24 protein-coding genes and 1 pseudogene are annotated in these 23,354 nt (G+C 61.8%); 13 read left to right on the top strand and 12 right to left on the bottom strand.

Annotated features, from left to right (window positions below; all coding sequences use genetic code 11):
* Positions 1 to 87 precede the first annotated feature (87 nt).
* Together ACS4RS_RS23085 and ACS4RS_RS23080 are read right to left on the bottom strand one after the other, a co-directional pair.
* Complete coding sequence (locus ACS4RS_RS23085; protein WP_439013596.1) at positions 88 to 891, bottom strand: endonuclease/exonuclease/phosphatase family protein; 804 nt, start codon at positions 889 to 891, stop codon at positions 88 to 90.
* A gap of 88 nt (positions 892 to 979) precedes the next feature.
* Entirely contained in the window at positions 980 to 2,443 is a 1,464-nt protein-coding gene (locus ACS4RS_RS23080) for a phospholipase D-like domain-containing protein (protein ID WP_439013692.1), read from the bottom strand.
* A gap of 161 nt (positions 2,444 to 2,604) precedes the next feature.
* Between ACS4RS_RS23080 and ACS4RS_RS23075 the strand changes: the two genes are divergently transcribed.
* The 4 genes from ACS4RS_RS23075 (at position 2,605) to ACS4RS_RS23060 (ending at position 4,150) form a co-directional block, all read left to right on the top strand.
* The gene (locus ACS4RS_RS23075) at positions 2,605 to 3,246 is read left to right on the top strand and encodes a UdgX family uracil-DNA binding protein (RefSeq protein ID WP_439013595.1); all 642 of its coding nucleotides are present in this window, start codon (positions 2,605 to 2,607) and stop codon (positions 3,244 to 3,246) included.
* A 142-nt stretch (positions 3,247 to 3,388) separates the two neighbouring features.
* Positions 3,389 to 3,643, top strand: a complete 255-nt coding sequence (locus ACS4RS_RS23070) for a DUF2934 domain-containing protein (RefSeq protein WP_439013594.1) — start codon at positions 3,389 to 3,391, stop codon at positions 3,641 to 3,643.
* A 140-nt stretch (positions 3,644 to 3,783) separates the two neighbouring features.
* Positions 3,784 to 3,966, top strand: coding sequence for a hypothetical protein (locus tag ACS4RS_RS23065; protein WP_439013593.1), 183 nt, complete (start codon positions 3,784 to 3,786; stop codon positions 3,964 to 3,966).
* Between the two features lie 10 nt (positions 3,967 to 3,976).
* A complete protein-coding gene (locus ACS4RS_RS23060) occupies positions 3,977 to 4,150 on the top strand; it encodes a hypothetical protein (protein WP_439013592.1) in 174 nt (57 codons plus the stop codon).
* A 37-nt stretch (positions 4,151 to 4,187) separates the two neighbouring features.
* Here the strand turns inward: ACS4RS_RS23060 and ACS4RS_RS23055 are convergent.
* A pseudogene (locus ACS4RS_RS23055) lies at positions 4,188 to 4,440 on the bottom strand (hypothetical protein).
* A 156-nt stretch (positions 4,441 to 4,596) separates the two neighbouring features.
* On the opposite strand from ACS4RS_RS23055, the gene ACS4RS_RS23050 reads away from it, so the two are divergent.
* Genes ACS4RS_RS23050 through ACS4RS_RS23040 form a run of 3 tightly spaced genes read left to right on the top strand, consistent with a single transcriptional unit; the run spans position 4,597 to position 5,991 of the window.
* Positions 4,597 to 4,911 (top strand): plasmid stabilization protein, encoded by a 315-nt coding sequence (locus ACS4RS_RS23050; protein WP_439013591.1) that lies wholly within the window; start codon positions 4,597 to 4,599, stop codon positions 4,909 to 4,911.
* Between the two features lie 57 nt (positions 4,912 to 4,968).
* Complete coding sequence (locus ACS4RS_RS23045; protein ID WP_439013590.1) at positions 4,969 to 5,259, top strand: DUF3175 domain-containing protein; 291 nt, start codon at positions 4,969 to 4,971, stop codon at positions 5,257 to 5,259.
* Between the two features lie 6 nt (positions 5,260 to 5,265).
* Positions 5,266 to 5,991, top strand: coding sequence for a glutathione S-transferase family protein (locus ACS4RS_RS23040; protein ID WP_439013589.1), 726 nt, complete (start codon positions 5,266 to 5,268; stop codon positions 5,989 to 5,991).
* A gap of 12 nt (positions 5,992 to 6,003) precedes the next feature.
* On the opposite strand, the gene ligD is transcribed toward ACS4RS_RS23040, so the two are convergent.
* The 9 genes from ligD to ACS4RS_RS22995 form a co-directional block, all read right to left on the bottom strand.
* A complete protein-coding gene (ligD, locus tag ACS4RS_RS23035) occupies positions 6,004 to 6,882 on the bottom strand; it encodes a non-homologous end-joining DNA ligase (protein ID WP_439013588.1) in 879 nt (292 codons plus the stop codon).
* On the bottom strand, positions 6,879 to 7,883 hold the full coding sequence (locus ACS4RS_RS23030; RefSeq protein ID WP_439013587.1) for a DNA topoisomerase IB: 1,005 nt from the start codon (positions 7,881 to 7,883) through the stop codon (positions 6,879 to 6,881). Before ACS4RS_RS23030 ends, ligD begins: the two co-directional genes overlap by 4 nt.
* 15 nt (positions 7,884 to 7,898) lie before the next feature.
* A complete protein-coding gene (gene glgX / locus ACS4RS_RS23025) occupies positions 7,899 to 10,055 on the bottom strand; it encodes a glycogen debranching protein GlgX (RefSeq protein ID WP_439013586.1) in 2,157 nt (718 codons plus the stop codon).
* Between the two features lie 102 nt (positions 10,056 to 10,157).
* Positions 10,158 to 10,952, bottom strand: a complete 795-nt coding sequence (locus tag ACS4RS_RS23020) for an SDR family NAD(P)-dependent oxidoreductase (protein WP_449314033.1) — start codon at positions 10,950 to 10,952, stop codon at positions 10,158 to 10,160.
* 177 nt (positions 10,953 to 11,129) lie between these two features.
* The gene (locus ACS4RS_RS23015; protein WP_439013585.1) at positions 11,130 to 12,344 is read right to left on the bottom strand and encodes an MFS transporter; all 1,215 of its coding nucleotides are present in this window, start codon (positions 12,342 to 12,344) and stop codon (positions 11,130 to 11,132) included.
* Between the two features lie 127 nt (positions 12,345 to 12,471).
* Entirely contained in the window at positions 12,472 to 12,954 is a 483-nt protein-coding gene (locus ACS4RS_RS23010; RefSeq protein WP_439013584.1) for a GNAT family N-acetyltransferase, read from the bottom strand.
* A 40-nt stretch (positions 12,955 to 12,994) separates the two neighbouring features.
* Positions 12,995 to 14,200 carry a 3-oxoadipyl-CoA thiolase gene (gene pcaF, locus ACS4RS_RS23005; RefSeq protein ID WP_439013583.1) on the bottom strand — a complete coding sequence of 402 codons (1,206 nt, stop codon included), beginning with the start codon at positions 14,198 to 14,200 and terminating at the stop codon, positions 12,995 to 12,997.
* Positions 14,201 to 14,209: 9 nt separating this feature from the next.
* Complete coding sequence (locus ACS4RS_RS23000) at positions 14,210 to 14,899, bottom strand: CoA transferase subunit B (protein WP_439013582.1); 690 nt, start codon at positions 14,897 to 14,899, stop codon at positions 14,210 to 14,212.
* Positions 14,896 to 15,603, bottom strand: coding sequence for a 3-oxoacid CoA-transferase subunit A (locus ACS4RS_RS22995; RefSeq protein ID WP_439013581.1), 708 nt, complete (start codon positions 15,601 to 15,603; stop codon positions 14,896 to 14,898). The genes ACS4RS_RS23000 and ACS4RS_RS22995 overlap by 4 nt, the downstream gene beginning before the upstream one ends.
* A gap of 153 nt (positions 15,604 to 15,756) precedes the next feature.
* Between ACS4RS_RS22995 and ACS4RS_RS22990 the strand changes: the two genes are divergently transcribed.
* From ACS4RS_RS22990 to ACS4RS_RS22965, 6 genes are all read left to right on the top strand, one after another.
* Positions 15,757 to 16,515, top strand: coding sequence for an IclR family transcriptional regulator domain-containing protein (locus tag ACS4RS_RS22990; protein WP_439013580.1), 759 nt, complete (start codon positions 15,757 to 15,759; stop codon positions 16,513 to 16,515).
* Between the two features lie 118 nt (positions 16,516 to 16,633).
* A complete protein-coding gene (locus ACS4RS_RS22985) occupies positions 16,634 to 17,560 on the top strand; it encodes an ArsR/SmtB family transcription factor (RefSeq protein WP_449314032.1) in 927 nt (308 codons plus the stop codon).
* Between the two features lie 210 nt (positions 17,561 to 17,770).
* Positions 17,771 to 19,279 carry an arabinosylfuranosidase ArfA gene (arfA, locus tag ACS4RS_RS22980; RefSeq protein ID WP_439013578.1) on the top strand — a complete coding sequence of 503 codons (1,509 nt, stop codon included), beginning with the start codon at positions 17,771 to 17,773 and terminating at the stop codon, positions 19,277 to 19,279.
* A gap of 197 nt (positions 19,280 to 19,476) precedes the next feature.
* The gene (locus ACS4RS_RS22975; protein WP_439013577.1) at positions 19,477 to 21,381 is read left to right on the top strand and encodes an ABC transporter substrate-binding protein; all 1,905 of its coding nucleotides are present in this window, start codon (positions 19,477 to 19,479) and stop codon (positions 21,379 to 21,381) included.
* Positions 21,382 to 21,488: 107 nt separating this feature from the next.
* On the top strand, positions 21,489 to 22,493 hold the full coding sequence (locus ACS4RS_RS22970; RefSeq protein WP_449314031.1) for an ABC transporter permease: 1,005 nt from the start codon (positions 21,489 to 21,491) through the stop codon (positions 22,491 to 22,493).
* Positions 22,494 to 22,496: 3 nt separating this feature from the next.
* Positions 22,497 to 23,354: an ABC transporter permease subunit gene (locus ACS4RS_RS22965; RefSeq protein WP_439013576.1), complete on the top strand. Its 858-nt coding sequence runs from the start codon at positions 22,497 to 22,499 to the stop codon at positions 23,352 to 23,354.

The raw sequence follows: 23,354 nt of genomic DNA, 5'->3' as shown, positions 1-23,354 counted from the left end.
AGTTTATTGGGCGCTGGCCCGCACGCCTCCGTTTACGAATTCCCGGCGCAGAAGGGCGCTTCTGCTGGAGCTGATCTATCGGCCCGCTTACTTCAAGTTCACGAGCGCCTTGATCGGCAGATGATCCGAGGCGATACGCGCCAGCGGCGTATCATGCGCTTCCACCTCTGAGATGATGCCCTTGCGGTTGGCGATGATGCGGTCGAGGGCGAGAAGCGGCAGACCGGCGGGGAAGCTGGGGACGGCGGGCGGCAGCTCTCCGAAGGCGGATTGGAAGGTGTTGAGCGAGGAGCGGTCGCCGAGCCGCCATTCGTTGAGGTCGCCGAGCAGGATGGACGGCATCTCCCGTCTATCATTGATGAGTTCGACCAGCATGCGGGCCTGCTGGGCTCTGTTATGGCGCAGCAGGCCGAAATGCGCGGCGATGATGCGCAACACCCCGCCCTGCTCCAGCTCGATCTCGGCCACCAGCGCGCCGCGCGGCTCGAGGCCCGGCAGCTTGACCTGGTGCACGTCATGCACCAGCCCCTTCTTGAAGAGCACGACATTGCCGTGCCAGCCATGCGCCTTGGCCATGCCGGCGACGGGCACCGGGATCAGCCCGGTCTCGCGCTCCAGCCGGCCGAGATCGAGAATGCCGGTGCGCTCGCCGAAGCGCGTATCGGCCTCCTGCAGCGCGATGACGTCGGCGCCGATTTCATGGATCACCCGGCTGGTGCGCTCCGGATCGAAGCGGCGGTCGGTGCCGACGCATTTGTGCACGTTGTAGGAGGCGATCAGCGTTCCCACGCTGCGCGGCCGTGTTTCTGTATAAGCCGGGTCGAGCCGCTTCTTCCTGCTTCTGATCGAGGCGAGAATGCTGGAAGGAAGATTGTCTTTCTTGGCGTGCATCGGAAGGCGCGATCGTTCCGTTGATCAAAAAGGCTTCTCTCGGCAGTATAGGAGGGCAAGCGGAACTTGCCATGTCCGACCGCAAATATCAGAGATAGGGCGAACCCAGCCACAGCACCTTTTCGAGCAGCCGCACCGGGAAAGGCCGCGCCCGCAAACCGTCGAGCGTCACCGGCGTCGCCGATTTCAGGGTTTCCTCGATATGCTCGTCGATCTCGCCGGCAAAACCTTCGTTCAGCACTTCGAGATCGACCTCGAAATTCAGCCTGAGCGAGCGCGGGTCGAGATTGGAAGAGCCGACATAGGCCCATGTGCCGTCGATCGTCAGCAGCTTCGAATGGCTGAAGCTGCCGGTCGAGCGCCAGATGCGGCAGTAACCCTTGAGGATCTGGTCGAATTGCGCCGTCATCGCCCGGTCGACCAGCACGAGGTTGTTGACTGCGGGAACGACAATATCGACTTCGACGCCGCGCCGGGCCGCTGTCACCAGCGCGCTGATCAATTCGCGGTCCGGCAGGAAATAGGGCGACATGATACGGATCGATTGGCGCGCCACGGAAAAGGCACCCATCAGCATCTTGTGGTTGGTCTCGACGCTGCGGTCCGGCCCGGAGGCGACGACGCGCATCAGGATGGGATCGCCGGGGCTGCGCTGTGGCGGTTCGATGCGCCAGATCTCCCCGTCCAACAGTTCCTGTGTGGAGAAGCGCCAATCCTCGGCAGCAAGGTCGAAGAGGTCGGCGACAACAGGGCCGGTGACGCTGAAATGCGTGTCGTGAGCAAAACTCTCGCCGGTCGCCTCCTCGCTGAAGCCCGCGCGGATGTTCATGCCGCCCGTCAGCGCAATTTTCCCGTCGACAATCAGAATCTTACGGTGGGTGCGCAGATTGGCATAGGGCAGCCGCAAGCCCATGATGACATTGCCGTTGAAGACGGCGACGGTGACGCCGCCATCCCGGAGATGGCCGAGAATGCTCGGCACTGAATAACGCGCGCCGACCGCGTCGATCAGCACCCGCACCGCCACACCGCGTTTGGCCGCCGCAATCAGCGCATCGGCGATGCGAAGGCCGATCGCGTCGCGGTCGAAGATATAGGTTTCGAGCAGGATGCTGCGCGCCGCCTCGTCGATGCTTGATTTCATCGCCGCATAGGCCTCGTCGCCGGTCTCCAGCACATCGATCGTATTGCCCGATGTCAGCGGATTGCGCGTCACCCGGTCGCCAAGCGTCTGCAGCGCCGCAAAGCGGCGGCCGAACTGGCTGATCACCGTCTCGGCGTCTGCGTCGAACGTCTCCAACTCATCGATTTCCGCCGCCAGCAGCAGCGCGTCGCGGCGGATGCTCAGCGATTTGCGGCGGATGCGGTTGATGCCGGCAATCGCATAGAGCACCGCACCGATGATCGGAGACAGGATGATGACCCCGACCCAGCCGATCGCCGCACGCACCTCCTCCTTGGTCATGGCTGCATGGATCGCCGCCGCGGCCCCCATGGCGATCGAAACGACAAAGAGGATATGCGGCCAGTAGGTCGACAGGAGATAGAACATCGCTGGCCAATATAGCCGCGAAACGGCTGCGTTCAATCGCGCCGGCTCTCTCCCATGACGCGAAATTTTTCGCCGTGATCATTTCGCCGGCCGGCCACCCGTTTCGCCGCGGGAACAATCCCGGCGCCTGACGATTGATTCGAAGAGATGAGGATCGCGTCATGAACATCGTTGCAAGCGTCGGCCCCGCCCTGGCGCTCGACGTCGCGGAGGCAAAAAGCATTGCCGAACTGCGGCATCAGGCCGAAGGCTGCACCCGCTGTGATCTCTATAGGAATGCCACGCAGATCGTCTTCGGCGAAGGAACTGGGAAAGCCGAGATCGTCCTTGTCGGCGAACAGCCGGGTGACCGGGAAGATCTGACGGGACGACCCTTTGTCGGTCCCGCTGGTCAGTTGCTGGATCGCTGCCTTGAGGAGGCCGGTCTTGACCGCCAGCGCTGCTATGTCACGAACGCCGTCAAACATTTCAAGTTCACGCCACGGGGCAAACGGCGGCTGCATGCAAAACCCAATGCCGGCGAGATTAGGCGTTGCGCCTGGTGGCTCGGAGCCGAGCTCAACATCCTGCAACCAAAGCTCGTCGTGGCGCTCGGCGCGAGTGCGGTTTATGCGTTGCTCGGGCCGAAGGTGAAGCTGACGCCGGCGCGCGGCCACATTCTGCAGCCGGCAAACCGTTCGCCTGTCCTCGTCACTATCCACCCCTCCTACCTCTTGCGCATCCGCGACGCGGCAGAACGGCAACGGCTGCACCTGGAGTTCGTGTCAGATCTGCACAAGGCGGCCGAGTTTGGCGGGCGCTGAACGTGTTTCTCAACCCTGTTATGCTGCAGCGCGAAAATATTTGCGGTTGCAGCGCGATTTTACTTGAAACGCCTCCGTTCCTCTGGAACCATCCAAGGAGTATCGCGTTCGAACGACGGCATCATGTGACTGGAGATCAGCGATGGCAGAAACTCGGGACGAGTGGATCAAGAAACGTGCATACGCCCTCTGGGAAGAAGAGGGCTATCCGACAGGGCGAGAATCCATCCATTGGGAACAGGCACGACACGAGCGCGAAGCGCTCGAGGGCTCCGCTGCCTCTTCCGACGGCAAGGAAGTCAAGCCCAAGGCGAAGCGCAGCGTCGCCGGCAGCAAGACCAATGGCGCCGTCACACCGGCGCCGAAACGGACGGCGAGCCGCAAGACGGCGCTCTGATTACCGAAATACCGAGCAACCGAATTAAAAAAGGGCGTCGTCGCGGCGCCCTTTGATGCTGTTTGTCATAAGCTTGAATTAGTTGTGTGTTATCGAATTTCCGGAGGACGGGCTTCCATGCGGGGGTGAACAGAGGCCGGATGACGCTGCACGCTTTGAGGCTTCATGAAAAAGTTGAGCCTTCGCCCGACAACCGGGAACAAGAGCATACGCTAGCTGTTTATGGCAAAACCGGGGAAGTTGCCATGAACGACGACCGTACTAATATTCTTTCCGTCCCGCTGGTCGCAGCCGGCGACCACGCTTCGATCGCGATCGTGTAGAGGGTTGGAAATGTCGCTCCTCGCCATCGCCGCACTGCTCTATCTCGGTCTCGCGCTCGGCTTCATCCTTGTTGTCGATCATCTCGTCGGCCTGGTTTTCCGCGATCCACGCGCGCCGGTGCAGCCGCCCTTCTTCCGTATCGGCCGCGCCTTCGCCGCATCGCAAAAACTCCATCGGAAATAGCAGCGCGGCGCCGTCGAGCGCGGCCTGTCGCCGAACCTCATCCAGTACCGGCGCCGTCCAATTCGGGATATTTGCGCATCAGATCCACCTCGCTGGTGCAGCTCTCGTCACGCGCCATCAGTTCGATCGAGATCGTGTCGGCGGAATCGAGGCTGCCGCGGTCGTCACGACTGTGATGGTTAGCACCATCGCGATAGATGGGAATGGCTCACCGTATAGGTGACCGGCGACACCTGGCCATTGACGTCGATCGTGCCGTTTCCATCAGCTTTTACGAAGTGGTTTTCCATGCACTCGGCTCCTTCAATTATGCGCTCATTCAAGGGGGGGCCATCGAAAACCGAGCGGAAGCGGCTTTTGTTCCGAAATCCGGGGCGGTGATCCAAAGGCCGGAACTTTCGGCCGCAACACCAGTTTGACCCCTTTGCACACCAGAGGAGGCGACAATGCCAAGAGGTGACAAATCCGACTATACCGACAAGCAGAAGCGCAAGGCCGAGCACATCGAGGAGAGCTACGAGGATCGCGGCGTGTCCGAAAAGGAGGCCGAACGGCGTGCCTGGGCGACTGTCAACAAGGAAAGCGGCGGCGGCAACAAATCCGGTTCCGGCCGCGGCAAGAAGGATACCCATGAATCCTCCGAAAAGGGCGGGCGCGCCGGCGGCGCTGCATCCGCCGCACGATCGAAGGAGGAACGGTCCGCTTCGGCGAAGAAGGCGGCAGCGACGCGCAAGCGTCATGAGCACCACAGCCACCACTAACAAAAGGTGCGACGGCGGCGCCCTGCCGCCGGCCGCATCCGGCAAAGGATTTCAGAAATGGCCAAATCGAAGAAGAAATGGTCCCAAGACGTCACCGAACACAGCGATGCGATGGACCTGAAGGAAGGCGTGTTCAAATCGGACGATCCGAAAAAGATCGCCCGCTCGGTCAAGCACTCGGCCGAGGAGAGCCATCGCCGCAAGTCGAGCCCGTTCCGCGCCGCGATGTCGATGCTGACATTCTACATCAACCGCGCCGGCGACCAGCTGACGAAAAAGCGGCGCGGCACCCTTGAAAACGCCAAGGACGAATTGCGAAAAGACTTCGGTCGACAACCGAAGGGATGAGCATCCATGACATACGAGCTTTATTATTGGGACGGCCTTCAAGGCCGCGGCGAATTCGTGCGGTTGGCGCTTGAGGAGGCCGGCGCCGATTATGTCGACGTCACCCGTGAGCCCGGTCGCGGTACGGATGCCATGTTCGCCCTGATGAAGAGCGACAGCGAACCGCACATACCCTTCGCCCCGCCCTTCCTGAAGGACGGCGACCTCATTATCCCGCATGTCGCCAATATCCTGTTTTATCTCGGCCCCAAGCTCGGCCTTGCGCCTGAAGATGAAGGGCTTCGCTATGTCGCCAACGGCCTGCAGCTGACGATCACCGATTTCGTCGCCGAAGTGCATGATACGCATCACCCGATCGACATGTCGCTCTACTACGAGGATCAGAAGCCGGAAGCGAAAGCCCGCTCCGCCGCCTTCATCCGCGATCGCATTCCGAAATTCCTCGGTTATTTCGAGCGTGTGCTGCGGCAGAACTCTGAAGGTCCCGACCACATTGTGGGAAATGCGCTCACCTATGTCGACCTGTCGCTCTTCCAGGTGATCGAGGGCCTCACCTACGCCTTTCCGAAAGCCATTGCGAAGCGCAAGGCGGAATATCCCGCCCTGCTCGCGCTCCATGATCGGGTGGCGAAGCGCCCGAACATTGCCCGCTATCTGGTTTCCCCTCGCCGCCTCGCCTTCAACGAGGACGGGATTTTCCGGCATTATCCCGAACTCGACAGCGCAGGATGAGCGGAGAGCCATTCATTCCAGCGGCACGGCCGCATCGAAGAAATCGCGCCATGGGTCGCTCGGACGGGTTTCCAATCGCTGCGGCACATTGGCGAGCGTGAAGGCGGCCGGGCCGCTGACCTCGTTCAATTCGGTCCAATCGATCGGCATCGAAACCGGCGCCCCCGGCCGCGCCCGTGTCGAATAGGCGGCAACCGCCGTATTGCCGCGGCCATTGCGGAGATAATCGATATAGATATGGCCGCCGCGTTTGGCCTTCGTCGCGGTTGAGAGATACTTTTCCGGGGTGTCGGCCGACATGCTTTCGGCAAGGGAATGGGCGAAATCCTTCACCGCGGCCCAGCCGGCCTTCGGCGCAAGCGGCGCCACCACATGCAGCCCCTTGCCGCCCGAGGTCTTGAGGAAGGCGGCAAGGCCGCGGGCTTTCAGCCGCGCCTTGACGTCAAGCGCGGCCGAAATCACCGCGCTCCAGGCCACGTCCTCGCCGGGATCGAGGTCCATGGTGATCATATCCGGTTTTTCCCAATTCTCGGTCGTCGTGCCCCAGGGATGAATTTCGAGCACGGCCGATTGCACCAGCGCCGTGAGGCCGTTGAAATCGGCAATCCGCAGCAGCTTTTCGCCGTCCGTTTCCTGAGGATCGGCGACCTCCTCGATATGAGGGTTCATACCCTTCCACGCATGTTTCTGGAAAAACCGCTGGTGACCCTTGATCCCATCCGGCAAACGCAGCAGCGCCAACGGCCGATTGACGAGATAAGGCGCCATGAACGGCCAGACCGCCGCGTAATAATCCGCGAGCGCCTGCTTGGTGATGCCCTCGTCCGGCCAGTAGAGCCGGTCGGGATGGGTCAGCACGACGTCCGATGCGGGCGGATTTTTCGGGCTCATACCTCGGTCTCACGTGTGAGGAAATCCAGTAGCCTGTTTTCCTCGGCCCGCAAGCCCCGCAGCGGTTCGGCGCTCTCGATCAGCGGATGATCGTTGCCGGCAAGCGCAATGATTCCCGGATGGATATAGCTCGAGCGCGAGATCGCCGGTGTGTTGTGCAGCGCCTCGGCAGCAGCCTCCGACATCTGCTTCACCGTCGGCCGGCCGCCGCCGACAATCGTCTCGCGCGCCGCGCCGAAGGCCGCCAGCGACCCGGCCCAGGTGCGGAAGGTCTTCGCCGAAATGGGAATTCCCGATATCTCGGCCAGATAGGCGTTCAACCGGCCGGAATCGATCGGCTTCAGCGCCCCGCTTTCATCCTTCCAGACGAAAAGCTGGCGGCCGGGCAGGTCGGCGATCTCTTCCAGGATTTTCTGTAGTCGTGGATGCTTGAGACTGCGCTGGACGCGCTTGCCGCCCTTGGCGCGGAATTTGAGCTCGATCTGTCCGTCGACAATCTTCAGATGGCGCTTCAGCAGCGTCGTTGCACCATAGGTGCCGTTCTCCCGGACATAGGCCTGGTTGCCGACGCGCAAATGCGCCTCGTCGAGCAGCGTCGTCAGCGCCGCAAGCACGCCGTCGATATCCTCCGTACCGGTGTCGAGGTGGCGCAGCACCGTACGGCGAATCCTCGGCAACGCCCGGCCGAATTCGATCAGCTGATGGAATTTTCCAGCACTGCGGAAGGATTGCCAGTCCTTGTGATAGCGGTATTGCTTGCGCCCGCGCGCATCTATGCCGGTCGCCTGCAAATGACCATTCTCGTAGAGGCAGATCCAGACATTTTCATAGGCCGGCGGTAGACCGAGCGCGCCGATGCGCGCCCGTTGCAATTCATCGGCAAGCGTCGTGCCGTCGGGCATGACATAGCTGAAGCCCTTGCCCTTCCTTCGCCTGCGGATGCCTGGTTCGGCGTCGCTGACATAAACGAGACCAAGTTCGGTGATGGCTTCGGCATTCATCTTCTCTGCGACCCGCTACTTGCTCCTGCGCCCGAACTGGAACCAGCGGCGGCGCTGGGCCTTGGTTGCCCCCTCCGGCGGCTGGGTCTGGCCTGTCGGCGCAAAGACCGCGACGCTCTGGGCATAGACGATGACCGGATTGTCCTGCTCATGCACCGCAAAGGCGTCGGTCTCCGTCCCGGTGTCGAGAATCCGTGACCAATGCTGCAGCCCGTTCACCTCGGGCAGGTGGATCTGACAGTCGCCGCCGGCGTTGAAAACGAGGAAAAGATCGTCCATCGTCTCGGTATCGGGAGCATGCACGCTCCTCGAGAGATAGACGCCGAGCACCTGCAATCCATCATCGTTCCAGGCGCCGTCGTCCATGAAGCTGCCGTCCGGCTTGTACCAGGCGATCTCGATGCGGCCGTCCTCGCTGGTCTCTCCGGTCAGAAACCGCTCCTGGCGCAGCACCGGATGCGCCTTGCGGAAGGCGACGGCCTGGCGGCAGAAATCGAGGAAGGGATCGTCGAGCCCATCCCAGCCCGTCCAGCCGATTTCATTGTCCTGGCAATAGGCGTTGTTGTTGCCGCCCTGGCTGTTGCCGAGTTCGTCGCCGGCCAGGATCATCGGCACGCCCTGGGAAAGCATCAAGGTCGCGATCATATTGCGCCGGCGCCGCGCCCGGGCGGCATTGATGTCGGCATTATCGGTTGCGCCCTCGGCGCCCATATTGTCGGAATGATTGTCCGAATGGCCGTCCCGGTTGTCCTCGCCGTTCGCCTCATTGTGCTTGCCGTCGAAGGAGACCGTATCCATCAGCGTGAAACCGTCATGGGCCGACAGAAGATTGACCGAGGAGGTGGCGCCCCGGTCCGAATGGTTGAACTGCGGCGCCGAGCCGGTGACGCGGGCCGCCAGCTCCGACACCATGCCGCCATCGCCCTTCCAGAAACGGCGCACGTCGTCGCGGAACTTGTCGTTCCATTCGCGGAAGGGATGCGGGAAACCGCCGACCTGATAACCGCCCTCGCCGATATCCCAGGGTTCGGCGATCAGCTTGACGCCGGAGAGGATCGGATCCTGCCGGATGGCGCCGAAGAAGCCGCCCTGGCGGTCGAATTCCAGATCCTGCCGTCCGAGCGTGCTGGCGAGATCGAAGCGGAAGCCGTCGATATGCATGACGCCCACCCAGTAGCGCAGGCTGTCGAGCACCATGCGCATCACCATCGGATGGGCGACATTCAGCGTATTGCCGGTGCCGGTCGTATCGAAGGTGTGGCGGGGATCGTCGGGGGAAAGGATGTAGTAGCTGGCATTGTCGAGGCCGCGGAAAGACAGCGTCGGCCCTTTCTCGCTGCCCTCGGCGGTGTGGTTGTAGACCACATCCATGATCACCTCGATGCCGGCAGCATGGAACTTCCGCACCATGGTCTTGATCTCGGTGATCTTGTCGCCGGACATGTAGCGCGATTGCGGCGCGAAGAAGCCGAGCGTCTGGTAGCCCCAATAATTGCTGAGGTTCTGTTCCAGGAGATAACGATCGTCGAGGAAATACTGGATCGGCAAAAGCTCGATCGCCGAGATGCCGAGCTTGACGAGATGATCGATGATCGGATCGGAGCACATGCCGAGAAAGGTGCCGCGCAGCCGGTCGGGCACTTTCGGATGGGTCATCGTCAGGCCGCGCACATGCGCTTCATAGATGATGGTGTCGGGCCAGGGGCGGCGGATCGCCTCTTCACCCGCCCAGTCGAAATCCGGATCCTGCACCACGCCCTTGACCATGAAGGGCGCGCTGTCGCGCTCGTCGAAGGAAAGGTCGTCTTCGCCGATCTGATAGCCGAACAGGGCATCGTCCCATTTCAGGTCGCCTGTCACCTGTTTGGCATAGGGGTCGAGCAGAAGCTTGTTCGGATTGAAACGGTGGCCGGCGCCCGGGTCGTAAGGACCATGGGCGCGATAGCCGTAAACGGTGCCCGGCCCGACGCCGGCGATATAGCCCGACCAGATGTCGCCCTCGCGTTTCGGCAGCGGCATCCGCGCGATCTCGTTTTTTCCGTCGGGTGAAAACAGGCAGAGCTCTATCTGTTCCGCATGCGCCGAGAAAATGGCGAAGTGAGTGCCGGAACCCGTATACTCCGCGCCGAGTTCCGGCTTGAGGAAGTCGAGTTCCGAAAATGAAAAGCTCATGATGCCCCGCTCAATGAAAAGACCAAGCGGGAAACGTCAGGGCGGTTCGAAAGTTCCCTCGTCCAAGGGAAAAGGCCAGATGCTGCGCGCCGGAGGAAGGTCCTACGGCATCAGCTGGCCGCCGTTGACCTCGATGATCTGGCCGGTGATGTAGCCGGACAGCGTCGGCGAGGCGAGGAAAAGATAGGCGCCGACGCAATCCTCCGATGTGCCGACGAAACCCATCGGGATCGACTTGCGCTGCAGCTCCATCTGCTCGTCATTGGTATAACGCTCGTGGAAAGGCGTGGCGATCACACCAGGCGCCACTGCGTTGACCCGGATCCTGTCGGCGACGAATTCCTTGGCGTGACCGCGGGTGATCGTCGAGACGAAGCCCTTCGATGCCGCATACAGGATCGCCCCATTGCCGCCGCCGTTGCGGGCGGCGATCGAGGTGGTGTTGATGATGAAGCCGCCCTGCTTCTTTAGCCAGGGATGGGCGGCGCGGGTTGCCGCCAGCACCGAGCGCGCGTTGAGATCCATGACCGCAGCATAATGCGCATCGGTATATTCCGAGGTTGGCTTGCGTCCCAGCATGCCCCCGGCATTGTTGATGAGCCCGTCGAGATGGCCGAAAGTCTTCGCCGTCTCCTCGACGACACGCTCGGTCTCGCCTTCCCGCGACACGTCGCCCTGTATCAGATGCACAGTACCGCCGGCAGCCCTGATCTCCTCGGCAAGGGCCTCCGCCGCTTCGCGGCTGGCATTGTAATGCACGCCGACCTTGGCGCCTTGCGCGGCAAAGGCGCGGGCGACCGCCGCCCCTATGCCGGTCGAGGCGCCGGTGATCAGCACGGCCTTGCCGGCGAGATCCGGCAGTTTGATCGATGCAAGCGATTGCGCAAGTTCTACCATGGCTAAGACAGCCTCCCGAAAAACCAAGGACATAGGTGATGAAACGGATTGGGGAAGTCTATCAGCCGAAATCGGCGAAGGGCAATGCACGAAAGCGGGAGATCTCATTTGTCTTTGCGAGGGGGCGGTCGTCACCGACGGCCGCCAAAGTTGCAGCGAGAGCCGATCAGGATCTCGTCACGGAGCAAGGCCCATGGCAGGCTGCGGCTTCTGGCGGGCGAGCGGCGGAAATGCCAGCGCGATCGCCGCAGCCCCGAGTCCGACCATCGCCGAGCCAATGAACAGCCAGGAATAATTGGCGAAGGTGTCGAAGATCCAGCCGCCGATAAGAGGGCCGAAGGCCATGCCGAGGCTGGAGAGCATCGTCGCCGCACCCAGGACGGTGCCAATGATGCGCTGGCCGAAATACTCCCGCGCCAGCACCGCATAAAGCGGCATCACGCCGCCATAGGCGCTGCCGAAGACGATGGCGAGCGCATAGAATTGGCCCAATTCGCTGACCAGGAGATAGGTCGCAAGTGCACCCGCCTGCACCAGCAGGCCGGCGACAAGCACAGGCTTCACCCCGACCCTGTCGGCAAGGGTGCCGTAGAGCAGCCGGCCGCCGAGGCCCGCAAGGCCCTCGACGCTGTAGATGCTGACGGCCGCCATCGGCGCGACGCCGCAGATCGTCGCATAGTTGACCATGTGGAAGATCGGCCCGGAATGGGCCGCGCAACAGGCAAAGAAGGTCAGGCCGAGCACGATGAACTGCGGCGACCGGAAGACTTTCGACAGCTGTGGCCGGGCGCCATCTGCGGCAAACTCGGTGCCGGCATCGACTGTTTCGGCCGGCGGGCGCCGGACCAGAAGGGCCACCGGCACGAGCACCACCCAAGTTGCAATGCCGATGATCAGCATGGCCGGGCGCCATTCATAAGCCGAGATCAGCCAGCGTGCGAAAGGCGAGATCGTCATCGGCGCAACGCCCATGCCAGCGGAGACGAGCGACACGGCAAGGCCGCGGTTTTCGTCGAACCAGGCCGTCGTCGCCGCGATCATCGGCGCGAAGAAGGCGCTGGCGGCGAGACCAACAAGAATGCCGTAGGTCAGCTGGAACTGCAGCAGCGTTTCGGCCCGGCTCGCCAGAACCAGCGCCAGGCCGAGCAGCACGGAGCCGATCATCACGACGATGCGCGGGCCGAAGCGGTCGCTGGCCGCGCCCCAGAGGAAGCCGCCGAAGCCCATGACGATGAAATTCAGCGTCATCGCGCTAGCGATCCCGACATGCGACCAGCCGGTCGCGGTGGCGATCGGCTCCTGAAAAATCGCCAGCGAGAACATCGCGCCGATGGCCACACACGACATCAGCGCGCCGGCGGCGACGATGACCCAACGATAGGAAACACTCATGGCTTCATAACCTCCATGCCGACAGAGCGATTGCGACGCGCGGCTCCTCAGCCGCACGTCGCAATCTAAAGACGTTCGGACTGCTGCGATTTCGACAGCGTGTTCACATCTTTTTTCCCGTGCAATCCTATAGGGTGCGAAACATCACCAGTGCATCGACATAACCCTCACTCGGATGAAGGAAAACGCCTGGGAGACGGCCGACAATTTCGAAGCCAAGGGATTGCCAGAGCTCAACGGCGCGGCGGTTGCTGCTAACGACGAAATTGAACTGCATGGCGCGAAAGCCGTGGACGCGGGCGTGTTGCAGGGAATGGTCATGCATGCGGCGGGCAACGCCGCGGCCGGCCGCGGCAGGATCGGTCATGTAGCCGCAATTACAGACGTGCCGCCCGCCGCCGGCCTGATTGGCCTTGATGTAATAGGTGCCGAGGATGACGCCATCCTCTTCGGCGACGAAGGTCTCGCGGTCAGGCCCCATCCAGTAGGCGAGCGCATCGGCTTCGGAGAGATCGCGGTCGAGCGCATAGGTCTCACCGGCGCGGATCGTCGGGCCGATGATCCTCCAGATGGCATCTCGATCGTCATTCTCTGCGGGTCGGATCAGCATGCCCAATTTCTACAGAAGCCGGGCATGGAGCGCAACGTTCTCAGACCCTTTCGAGCGCGATCGCAATGCCCTGCCCGACACCGATGCACATGGTCGACAGCGAATATTTTCCGCCGGTCTCGAGTAGCTCCAGCGCTGCCGTGCCGGTGATGCGGGCACCCGACATGCCAAGCGGATGGCCGAGCGCGATCGCGCCGCCATTGCGGTTCACCCGGGAATCGTCATCGGCAATACCGAGCGCCCGCAGCACCGCCAGTCCCTGGCTGGCAAAGGCCTCGTTGAGTTCGATGACGTCGAACTGTTCCTGGGTCATGCCGAGCCGGGCCATCAGCTTGCGCGAGGCCGGGATCGGTCCGACGCCCATCACCCGTGGCGGAACGGCGGCGGCCGCGCCGCCGAGGATGCGGGCGATCGGCGTCAGGCCATATTTTCGCGCCGCCGCTTCCGAAGCGACGATCAGCGCCGCCGCGCCATCATTGACGCCGGAGGCATTGCCTGCGGTCACCGTGCCGCCTTCCTTCTTGAAAGGTGTGGCGAGTTTCGCCAGCGTCTCGATCGTCGTTGCGCGCGGATGCTCATCCTTCTCGACGATGACCGGATCGCCCTTGCGCTGCGGGATGGTGACGGCGACGATCTCCTTTGCCAGACGTCCGCTTGCCTGGGCGGCTGCCGCCTTGGCCTGGCTGCGCACCGCAAAGGCATCCTGGTCCTCGCGGCTGACCTTATAGTCCTCGGCAACGTTTTCGCCGGTCTCCGGCATGGAATCGACGCCGTATTGCTTCTTCATCAGCGGGTTGACGAAGCGCCAGCCGATCGTCGTGTCGTGGATCTCGGCGGCCCGCGAAAAGGCCGTCTCGGCCTTCGGCATGACGAAGGGTGCGCGCGACATGCTTTCGACGCCGCCTGCGATCATCAGCTCGGCCTCACCGGCGCGAATGGCGCGCGCCGCCGTGATCACCGCATCCATGCCGGAGCCGCAGAGCCGGTTGATCGTCGTGCCCGGGACAGCGATCGGCAGGCCGGCGAGCAGCGCCGACATGCGCGCGACATTGCGGTTGTCCTCGCCTGCCTGGTTGGCGCAGCCGAAGATCACGTCGTCGACGGCCTCCCAGTCGACGGCGCCGTTGCGCTGCATCAGCGCCTTCAGCGGGATGGCGCCGAGATCGTCGGCGCGCACCTGGGAGAGCGCGCCGGCGAAGCGGCCGATCGGCGTCCTGATATAGTCGCAGATAAAGGCTTCGGTCATGGCTTTTCCTCAGAGTTTCGGGACGACTAGGTCGGCAACCGGCCCCGTCACATGCAGCGGCGCGCCGGTCATCGCCTGCAATTGCTCCTGCGACATCGCGGCCAGCTTTTCGCGCAGGACGAAGCGGCCATCGACGATGTCGATGACGGCATGGCTGGTATAGACGCGGGTGATGCAGGCCACACCGGTCAGCGGGAAGGTGCATTTCTCCACCAGCTTCGGGTCGCCGGTCTTGGTGACGTGCTCGGTGATGACGCAGACCTGCTTGGCGCCGTGCACGAGGTCCATGGCGCCGCCGACGGCCGGCACGCCCTTGCTGCCCACCCGCCAGTTGGCGAGATCGCCGCTTTGGGCGACCTGATAGGCGCCGAGGATCGCGACGTCGAGATGGCCGCCGCGCACCATGGCGAAGCTGTCGGCGTGGTGGAAAAAGGCCGCGCCCGGCTTCAGCGTCACCGCCTTCTTGCCGGCGTTGATCAGGTCCCAGTCCTCTTCGCCTTCGGCCGGCGGCTCGCCGAAATTCAGGATGCCGTTTTCGGTGTGGAAGATCGCTTCGCGGCCAGGAGGCTGATAACGGGCGACCATTTCGGGAAAGCCGATGCCAAGGTTCACATAGGCGCCGTCAGCAATATCCTGCGCGGCGCGCCAGGCGATCTGCGCGTTGGAGAGCTTGATGTCTTCTCTAATATCGACGGTCATACGTAGGCCACTCCGGCTCGAATGAGCTCTTCTTCCTGCTGCGGACGGGGGACGGTGACGACGCGGTCGACGAAGATGCCGGGTGTCACCACATGCTCGGGATCGATGCCGCCGGCCGGCACGATCGATGAAACCTGGGCGATCGTCTTGGCGGCGGCCATGCACATCAGCGGATTGAAGTTGCGGCCAGCCTTGTTGTAGGTGAGGTTGCCATGGTTATCGCCGATCTCCGCCTTGACGATGGCGAAATCGGCCTTCAGCCAGCGTTCCTGCACATAATGGCGGCCGTCGAATTCGGCGATGACCTTGCCCTCGGCGAGTTCCGTGCCATAGGCCGTCGGCGTATAGAAAGCCGGAATGCCCGCCCCGCCGGCGCGGATGCGCTCGGCCAGCGTTCCCTGCGGCACCAGCTCAAGCTCGATTTCCCCGGCCAGATATTTGTCCGTGAAGGCGCGCGGATCCGACGAGCGCGGAAACGAGCAGATCATCTTTCTGACCATGCCGGCGTCGATCATCGCCGCGATGCCGATCCGCCCATTGCCGGCATTGTTGTTGATCACGGTGAGGTTCTTCGGCCCGCTGTCGATCAAGGCATGAATGAGCTCGATCGGCGCGCCCGAACCACCGAAACCACCGATCATGACGGTCGCACCGTCGCCGATCTCAGAGACGGCCTCCGCCGTGCTCCCGATTGTCTTGTCCATGCTGGATTTCTCCTTGGCTGATCGAGAACTGGTCCTCCCGTCCTCCAGCATCAGGCATAAGGCGGGACGGCACGTGCGGCAAGAAGTTTGTGCGTTATTTGACTTTTGTTCATATATCGCACATGTTCAGCGGGCCGATTGGAGGATCGAACCATGCGCGAAACGGATTTCGTCAGCGGCTTTGCCCGCGGCCTGAAAGTCATCGAAGCCTTTGGCGAGACGCGGCAGCGGCTGTCGATCGCCGAGGCTTCGAAGCTGACGGATCTCGACCGCGCCGCCGTGCGGCGCTCGCTGCTGACGCTCGCCGAACTCGGCTATGCCGACTATGACGGCAAGTTCTTCACCCTGACGCCCAAAATCCTGCGGCTCGGGCATGCCTACCTTTCGGCAACGCCCCTGCCCGTCCTCATCCAGCCACATCTCGATCAATTGTCGGAAAAAGCCGGGCAGAGCGCCTCGGCCTCGGTGCTCGACGGCACCGAAATCGTCTATATCGCACGGGCCTCGCAGCGCCGGGTCATGTCGATCAACCTCACCCCCGGCAGCCGCCTGCCCGCCTATTGCGCCTCGATGGGCCGCGTGCTGCTCGCAGCCCTGACTGAAAACGAGGCGCGCGCCCTCCTTGCCCGCAGCGAGCTTAAGCAAAACACCCCTAACACTAAGACCGATCCGGAGGAGTTGATCGCCGAATTCCATCGTGTGCGCGCCGAGGGTTATGCCATCATCGATCAGGAGCTGGAGATCGGCCTCTGCTCGATCGCCGTGCCCGTCCAAAACGACCGCGGCGAAACGGTTGCGGCGATCAATATCGGCGCGCCGGCCGCCCTCGTCCCGGCCGCGGAGATGAAGGAGCGCTATCTGCCGTTGCTGAAGCAAACGCAGGCCGCATTGCGGCCACTGCTGCGCCGATGACGGCCATCGGCTGTAACGGTCAGAACCCCGGTTTCTCATTCCTGAATTTGTTTCAATACTCCCTCTTGATGTATCATAATTCTCGATATACATCATTTCTCCGGGAATTCTTGGGGGAATGATGGAACGTTCGTTTTTGACGATTGCCGCGGGTGAGAATAATGCGGCGATACGAGCGCTTTCGGCGCCGGCGCGGGTCGAGATGTTGAAGCTGCTCTGCGCCAAAGGGCCGACCAATATCAATGATATCGCACAGGCGCTTTCCCTCCCGCAATCGACCGTCGCGACCGGCATCCAGATCTTGGAAGAGGCCGGGCTCGTCGAATCCAGGCTGGCGAAGGCGCGGAAGGGGAACCAGAAGATCTGCTCGGCAGTCTATAGCGAAATCCTGATCAGCTTCGAGGAAAGTGCGGCGCAACGGGCCAACAATATCATCGAAGTCGAGATGCCGGTCGGGCTCTACACTAGCTGCGACGTGCATGCGCCGTGCGGTCTTTGCTCCAGCGAGAGCGTCATCGGCCCTCTCGATGTGCCCGACTATTTTCTTGATCCGCAGCGCATGCAGGCCGGGCTCGTCTGGTTCGGCCGGGGCTATGTCGAGTATAAATTCCCTAACAATGCCAAGGTCTTGAACAAGGATATCCGCGCCATCGAATTTTCGCTGGAGCTGTCGTCGGAGGTGCCCGGTACCAATGCGGACTGGCCCTCCGACATTACGCTCTGGGTCAATGGAATGGCGATCGGCACCTGGACCTCGCCAGGCGATTACGGCGACAAGCGCGGCGCCTTTACGCCGGCCTGGTGGAAGCTTGAGGGCTCGCAATATGGGATGATGAAGACCTGGCGCATCTCGACGCGCGGCACCTTCATCGACGGCGTCGCCGCATCGAATGTCACGCTCGGCGATCTGGCGCTCGGTCAGCACTCTTCCATCCGGCTACGCGTCGGCATCGCAGAAAATGCCGGCCATACTGGCGGTGTCAATATTTTCGGCCGCGGCTTCGGAAATCACGGCCGCGACATCATCATGCGGCTGCATGTGTGATCAATCAATATCGGAAATGCTGATTTGAAAATCGCAAGATCGTTCGAATTTAATGACGGACTAATTCCATTAAAATACTGAAATTACACAGTATTTTTTGAATATCGAATTAGTATGACAAAATCCGCAAGCCGGTTGACAGAACGACATTCCTGATATCAAGTTGGAGGCAAGAAAACAAAATTCCTGATACATAAACGGGAGGATCCGTTGAAGACCAATGTCGTTGCCCACCGCGATTTCCGCATCGCGACCATTGACGCCAGGCTCTACAGTTCATTTCTCGAGCATCTCGGCAGAGCAATCTACGGGGGGATTTACGAGCCCGGGCATCCCACAGCCGACGAGGACGGATTCCGCCGCGACGTGCTCGATCTGGTGCGTGAGCTCGACACGCCCTATTGCCGTTATCCCGGCGGCAATTTCGTCTCGGCCTATAATTGGGAAGACGGCGTCGGCCCGCGTTCGGAGCGCCCGGTTCGCCTCGACCTCGCCTGGCGCACCCGCGAAGCCAATCAGATCGGCGTCAACGAATTCGTCGACTGGTGCAAGAAGGCGAATACCAAGCCGATGCTTGCCGTCAATCTCGGCTCGCGCGGCCTCGATGCCGCCCGCAATTTCCTCGAATATTGCAATCATCCCAGCGGCACCTATTATTCCGATCTGCGCCGCAAGCACGGCTGGGCCAATCCGCACGATGTCAAATTGTGGTGCCTCGGCAATGAGATGGACGGCCCCTGGCAGGTCGGCCACAAGTCGGCCTATGAATATGGCCGGCTGGCGGACGAGACGGCCAAGGCCATGCGCGGCTTCGACAAGTCGCTGGAACTCGTGGTCTGCGGCTCGTCCAATTCCGATATGAAGACCTATCCGGATTGGGAGGCTCAGGTCCTCGAGCAGTGCTATGACAGCGCCGACCATATCTCGCTGCATATGTATTTTGCCAACCGCGAGAAGAATACGCTCAATTATCTCGCCCGGGCGACGAAGCTCGATCGCTACATCACCACGATCGGCGGCGTGATCGATTACATCAAGGCGAAAAAGCGCTCCAAGAAGACGATCGGCATTTCCTTCGACGAATGGAACGTCTGGTATCATTCCAACCAGCAGGACAAGGAGATCCTGGCGCGCGACGAGTGGCCGGATGCGCCGCATCTGCTTGAAGACGTCTATAATTTCGAGGACGTGCTGCAGGTCGGCGGCATCCTCAACACCTTCATCCGCCGCTCCGACCGGGTGCGCATCGCCTGCATCGCCCAGCTCGTCAACGTCATCGCCCCGATCATGACCGACGACGGCGGCGCTGCCTGGCGCCAGACGATCTATTACCCCTTCTACTACGCTTCCCGATATGGCCGCGGTTCCGCACTGCAGCTGGTCGTCGATGGCCCGACCTATGACAGCGACGAGGAGAACGACGTTCCCTATCTCGACGTCTCGGCGGTCCATTCCGAAGACGGCAGAAGCCTGACCTTCTTCGCCGTCAACCGCCATCCGCAGACGGCACTCGATCTCGATGTGCGGCTGGAAGGGTTCGGATCCGCCCGGGTGATCGAGCAGGTGGAGATGACCCATGGCGATCTCGAAGCCGTCAACACGGCTCAGCGGCAGGACACGGTGGCGCCGGTCAATGTCGCCAGCGCCAAGATCGAGGACGGACGGTTGCGGGCGGCGCTGAAGCCGCTGTCCTACAACGTCATTCGGCTGTCGGTGTGACGGCCGCCGCCGGGTAAGGCCGTTGGCCCCGGCTGAAGAGATTCGGCTCGACTGCGAGGAGGCAGGCGGCCGGAGGGATGGTTCGCCAGAGCCCCGGATTTGATTGCTCAAGTCCGATGCCACAGCGAACCGACAACCGCGACGTGCCCATGCGTGCCTTTGCGGCCGCCGTATCGTCGCTTTCTAGGGAGGAGTTCATGCAACAGTTGAAGAGGCTCGCATTTGGCGTCGCGCTGGCCGCACTCGGCCTGACGGCGGCGGCCAAAGCCGATGACTATACCTCCTTGCCGCGCAAGGAGACGCTCATCGTCGAAAATCCGGAAGGGACGATCAAAAATCCCGGCTGGTTCAACATCTGGGTCAATGCCGGCGCCGGTGTCTCCACCGGTCTGCAGCAGCTGACCATGGATACGCTCTGGTATATCGACCCCGAACAAGGGCTCGGCGGCGCGAGCTGGGATAATTCGCTGGCCGCCGACAAGCCGCAATATAATGCCGACTTCACCGAAATGACCGTGAAACTGCGCAAGGGGCTCTTCTGGAGCGACGGCGTCGAGTTCACGGCAGACGACGTGGTCTATACCGTCAAGACGCAGATGGATCATCCCGGCATGGTCTGGAGTGCTGCCTTCTCGGTGCAGGTGGCAAGTGTCGAGGCGACCGATCCCCAGACCGTGGTGTTCAAGCTGAAGAAGCCCAATTCGCGCTTCCACGCCCTTTTCACCGTTCGCTGGAACGGCGCATGGATCATGCCCAAGCATGTGTTCGAGAAGGTCGCCGATCCGCTTCGCTACGATTTTGCCAATCCGGTTTCGCTCGGCGCCTACAAGCTCAAGGCCTACGACCCTCAGGGCAAGTGGTATACCTGGGAGAAGCGCGACGACTGGCAGAAGACATCGCTTGCCCGCTTCGGCGAGCCGGCCCCGAAATATGTGACTTACGTCGATCCCGGCCCGCCGGATAAACGCACCATCGCCCAGCTCGAGCACAATCTCGACATCATCCACGACAACACGCCAGAGGGCATGTTCACCCTCAAGGAGAAATCCAAGTCGGTCGAGACCTGGTTCCCGGGCTTCCCCTTCGCCCATCCGGATCCGACGCTGCCGGCTGTGATTTTCAACACCCAGGACCCGACCTTCAACAATCCCGACGTGCGCTGGGCGCTGGCCCTGCTGATCGACATCAAGGCTGTCGACATGGCGAGCTATCGCGGCACCGCCACGCTCTCGGCACTCGGTGTGCCGCCGACGGCGATCGCCATGAAAGACTATCAGGCGCCGATGCAGGATTGGCTGAAGGATTTCGAGATCGATACCGGCAAGCAGAAGATCAAGCCCTACGACCCGACGATCGGGCAGCAGGTCGCCGATCTTCTGCGCAAGCAGCCGAAGTTCAAGGACCAGATCCCGACCGATCCTGAGGCGATCAGCACGGCCTTCGGCTATGGCTGGTGGAAGCCCAACCCACAGGCAGCCGCCGAGCTGCTTCAAAAGGCAGGCTTCAAGAAGAGCGGCGGCAAATGGATGACCCCTGATGGTCAGCCGTTCAGGATCCGGATGACCGTCGAGGGCGACACGCGCTCCGTCTTCACCCGGGCAGGCACGCTGATTGCGCAGCAATGGGCCGCCTTCGGCATCGATGCCAAAGCGGTGCCGACGACCAACCTGTGGCAGGTTGCACTGCAGCCCGGCGATTTCCAGGTGGCGATTGCCTGGAGCGTCGAGACCTGGGGCGGCGATCCCGACCTCTCCTTCTTCCTCGATAGCTGGCACTCGCAGTTCGTGGCCAAGAAGGGTGAAAATCAGCCGCCGCGCAACTGGCAGCGCTGGAGCAATCCGGAGCTCGACAAGATCATCGAGACCATCCGCGGCATCAGCGCCGACGATCCCAAGGGCATCGAGCTCGGCAAGGATTATCTGAAGCTCGTCGCCCGCGAAATGCCGACGATCCCGCTGATGTCCTATAACGTCTTCACCTCGATGGATACGACCTATTGGACCGGTTATCCGACGATCAAGGACCCCTATACCGACCCGGTGCCGAACTGGGCCAACTCCAGGCTGATGATGGTCAAGCTGAAGCCGGCCCAACCGAAATAATCCTCCCAACGCCGGCGCGTTAGCCACCGCGCCGGCTCCTTGTCGGCGGGCCCTGCCCGCCGATCCTTTCCACTGATGAAAGGGAACCAGAGAGGAACCACTGCCTTATGACGCCCTATCTGATCTTTGTGCTGAAGCGGTTCGGTCAGTTTCTGCTCGTCGTCTTTCTTGGCGTCAGCATCACCTTCTTCGTCACCCACCTGACCCCCATCGATCCGGTCGAAGAAAGCATAGGCGCCATCACCCAGATGGGGCAGTCCGATCCGAATGCGATCGAACTGATGCGCCAGTCGCTGCGCGAGCTTTACGGCATGGAGGGCTCGATCTGGCAGCAATATCTGCATTTCTGGCTACGGCTTGCGACCGGCGATCTCGGCCCTTCGCTGTCGGCCTTTCCGACGCCCGTTTCCACGATCATTCTGCGGTCCCTGCCCTGGACCATCGGGCTGATGACGGTCTCGACGCTGATCACCTTCGTGCTCGGCAATGCGCTCGGCGCGCTCGCCGGCTATTACCGGAAGAACATGGTGCTGAAGGCCGTCAGCCTCGTCTGCATCGCCCTGCTTCCCATCCCCTATTATATCCTGGCCTTCGTGCTGCTCATCCTGTTCGGCTATCTCTGGCCGGTGCTGCCGATCAATGGCGGCTACGAGATGAACGCCAATCTGGATCTCTCCTTCGCCCTGGTGCTCGATATCCTTAAGCATTCCATCCTGCCGGCCCTGTCGCTGATCCTTGTCGGCGCCGGCAGCTGGCTGATCGGCATGCGGGCGCTGGTGTCCAACATCATCACCGATGATTACGTCGTCTTCGCCGAGCTCGGCGGCGTTCCGAAGCCGAAAATTCTCCGCTCCTACATCGCCCGCAACGCCATGGTGCCGCAATTCACCGGGCTTGCCATGTCGCTCGGGGCGATCTTCAACGGCACCGTCATCACCGAAATCGTCTTCGGTTATCCCGGCATCGGCAACCTGTTGATTTCGGCGGTGCATGCCGGCGACTACAGCCTGGTGCTCGGCCTCAGCGCCTTGTCGATCGTCGGCGTCGCCGCCGCCGTCTTCATCATCGACATTCTGAGCCCGCTGATCGACCCGCGCATCAAGGTGGAATAGGCCATGTTTACCATCGTCCGCGACCTCGCACGCCAGAACCTCGAATTCCTCTGCGGCCTGCTGCTCTTTGCCGTCATCGTCGGGCTGATCGTCGTGTCCTATTTCTCGCCCTACGGGCCGACGGACATTTATCTTCTGCCGCCCGACATGCCGCCGGACGGCGACTATTGGCTCGGCACGACATCGCGCGGCCAGGACGTTTTCTGGCAGCTGACGACCGCCCTTCGCAACACCTTGTATTTCGGCATCGGCGTCGCCTTTCTCTCGCGCATCATCTCACTGGTCGTCGGCCTCGTCGCCGGTTACGCCGGCGGCGCGGTCGACCGGGTGCTGATGGCGATCAACGACAGCATCATGGTCATTCCGCAATTTCCGCTGCTAATCCTGTTCTATTTCGTGCTGAAGGACAGCATGACCTGGACGGTGCTGATCGTCATCATGGCTTCGCTCGGCTGGTCCTACGATGCGCGCCTGATCCGCTCGGTGGCGATCGGCCTGAAAACCAGGCCGTTCACCACCCAGAGCGTCTATTCCGGCATGAGCATGCGCAAGATCCTGGTCGAGGAGCACCTGCCCTATGTGCTGCCGATCGTCTTCGCCACCACAATGAACAACATGATCTGGTCGATCGGCATGGAGATCACCCTTTCGGTGCTCGGCTTCACCGATATCGAGACGCCGACCATGGGCATGATGATCTACTGGGCCAATGCGCATTCGGCGCTGATCGCCGGAATATGGTGGTGGGTGGCGGCCCCCGTCGCCGTCATCGTCATTCTGTTCCTAGCGCTCTTCCTGCTGTCGATGTCGATGAACGAATACAATGATCCGCGCAGCCGGCTGAACCGGATGGGAAGTTAG

This window comes from Rhizobium sp. F40D2 (genome assembly GCF_051810745.2).
Taxonomy (GTDB): Bacteria; Pseudomonadota; Alphaproteobacteria; order Rhizobiales; family Rhizobiaceae; genus Rhizobium.
This window is presented reverse-complemented; position numbering and strand designations above follow the sequence as displayed.

Bases quoted from the DNA above. Each gene is read 5' to 3' on its own strand.
- ACS4RS_RS22965 (WP_439013576.1), top strand. From the start codon at position 22,497: ATGTTTACCATCGTCCGCGACCTCGCACGCCAGAACCTCGAATTCCTC.
- ACS4RS_RS23045 (WP_439013590.1), top strand. From the start codon at position 4,969: ATGGCCAAATCGAAGAAGAAATGGTCCCAAGACGTCACCGAACACAGC.
- ACS4RS_RS23065 (WP_439013593.1), top strand. From the start codon at position 3,784: ATGACGCTGCACGCTTTGAGGCTTCATGAAAAAGTTGAGCCTTCGCCC.
- ACS4RS_RS22985 (WP_449314032.1), top strand. From the start codon at position 16,634: ATGATGGAACGTTCGTTTTTGACGATTGCCGCGGGTGAGAATAATGCG.
- ACS4RS_RS23075 (WP_439013595.1), top strand. From the start codon at position 2,605: ATGAACATCGTTGCAAGCGTCGGCCCCGCCCTGGCGCTCGACGTCGCG.
- ACS4RS_RS23000 (WP_439013582.1), bottom strand. From the start codon at position 14,899: ATGACCGTCGATATTAGAGAAGACATCAAGCTCTCCAACGCGCAGATC.
- ACS4RS_RS22995 (WP_439013581.1), bottom strand. From the start codon at position 15,603: ATGGACAAGACAATCGGGAGCACGGCGGAGGCCGTCTCTGAGATCGGC.
- ACS4RS_RS23020 (WP_449314033.1), bottom strand. From the start codon at position 10,952: ATGGTAGAACTTGCGCAATCGCTTGCATCGATCAAACTGCCGGATCTC.
- ACS4RS_RS23060 (WP_439013592.1), top strand. From the start codon at position 3,977: ATGTCGCTCCTCGCCATCGCCGCACTGCTCTATCTCGGTCTCGCGCTC.
- ACS4RS_RS23050 (WP_439013591.1), top strand. From the start codon at position 4,597: ATGCCAAGAGGTGACAAATCCGACTATACCGACAAGCAGAAGCGCAAG.
- ACS4RS_RS23040 (WP_439013589.1), top strand. From the start codon at position 5,266: ATGACATACGAGCTTTATTATTGGGACGGCCTTCAAGGCCGCGGCGAA.
- ACS4RS_RS22970 (WP_449314031.1), top strand. From the start codon at position 21,489: ATGACGCCCTATCTGATCTTTGTGCTGAAGCGGTTCGGTCAGTTTCTG.
- glgX (WP_439013586.1), bottom strand. From the start codon at position 10,055: ATGAGCTTTTCATTTTCGGAACTCGACTTCCTCAAGCCGGAACTCGGC.
- pcaF (WP_439013583.1), bottom strand. From the start codon at position 14,200: ATGACCGAAGCCTTTATCTGCGACTATATCAGGACGCCGATCGGCCGC.
- ACS4RS_RS22990 (WP_439013580.1), top strand. From the start codon at position 15,757: ATGCGCGAAACGGATTTCGTCAGCGGCTTTGCCCGCGGCCTGAAAGTC.
- ACS4RS_RS23085 (WP_439013596.1), bottom strand. From the start codon at position 891: ATGCACGCCAAGAAAGACAATCTTCCTTCCAGCATTCTCGCCTCGATC.
- ACS4RS_RS23010 (WP_439013584.1), bottom strand. From the start codon at position 12,954: ATGCTGATCCGACCCGCAGAGAATGACGATCGAGATGCCATCTGGAGG.
- ACS4RS_RS22975 (WP_439013577.1), top strand. From the start codon at position 19,477: ATGCAACAGTTGAAGAGGCTCGCATTTGGCGTCGCGCTGGCCGCACTC.
- ligD (WP_439013588.1), bottom strand. From the start codon at position 6,882: ATGAGCCCGAAAAATCCGCCCGCATCGGACGTCGTGCTGACCCATCCC.
- ACS4RS_RS23030 (WP_439013587.1), bottom strand. From the start codon at position 7,883: ATGAATGCCGAAGCCATCACCGAACTTGGTCTCGTTTATGTCAGCGAC.
- ACS4RS_RS23015 (WP_439013585.1), bottom strand. From the start codon at position 12,344: ATGAGTGTTTCCTATCGTTGGGTCATCGTCGCCGCCGGCGCGCTGATG.
- ACS4RS_RS23070 (WP_439013594.1), top strand. From the start codon at position 3,389: ATGGCAGAAACTCGGGACGAGTGGATCAAGAAACGTGCATACGCCCTC.
- ACS4RS_RS23080 (WP_439013692.1), bottom strand. From the start codon at position 2,443: ATGTTCTATCTCCTGTCGACCTACTGGCCGCATATCCTCTTTGTCGTT.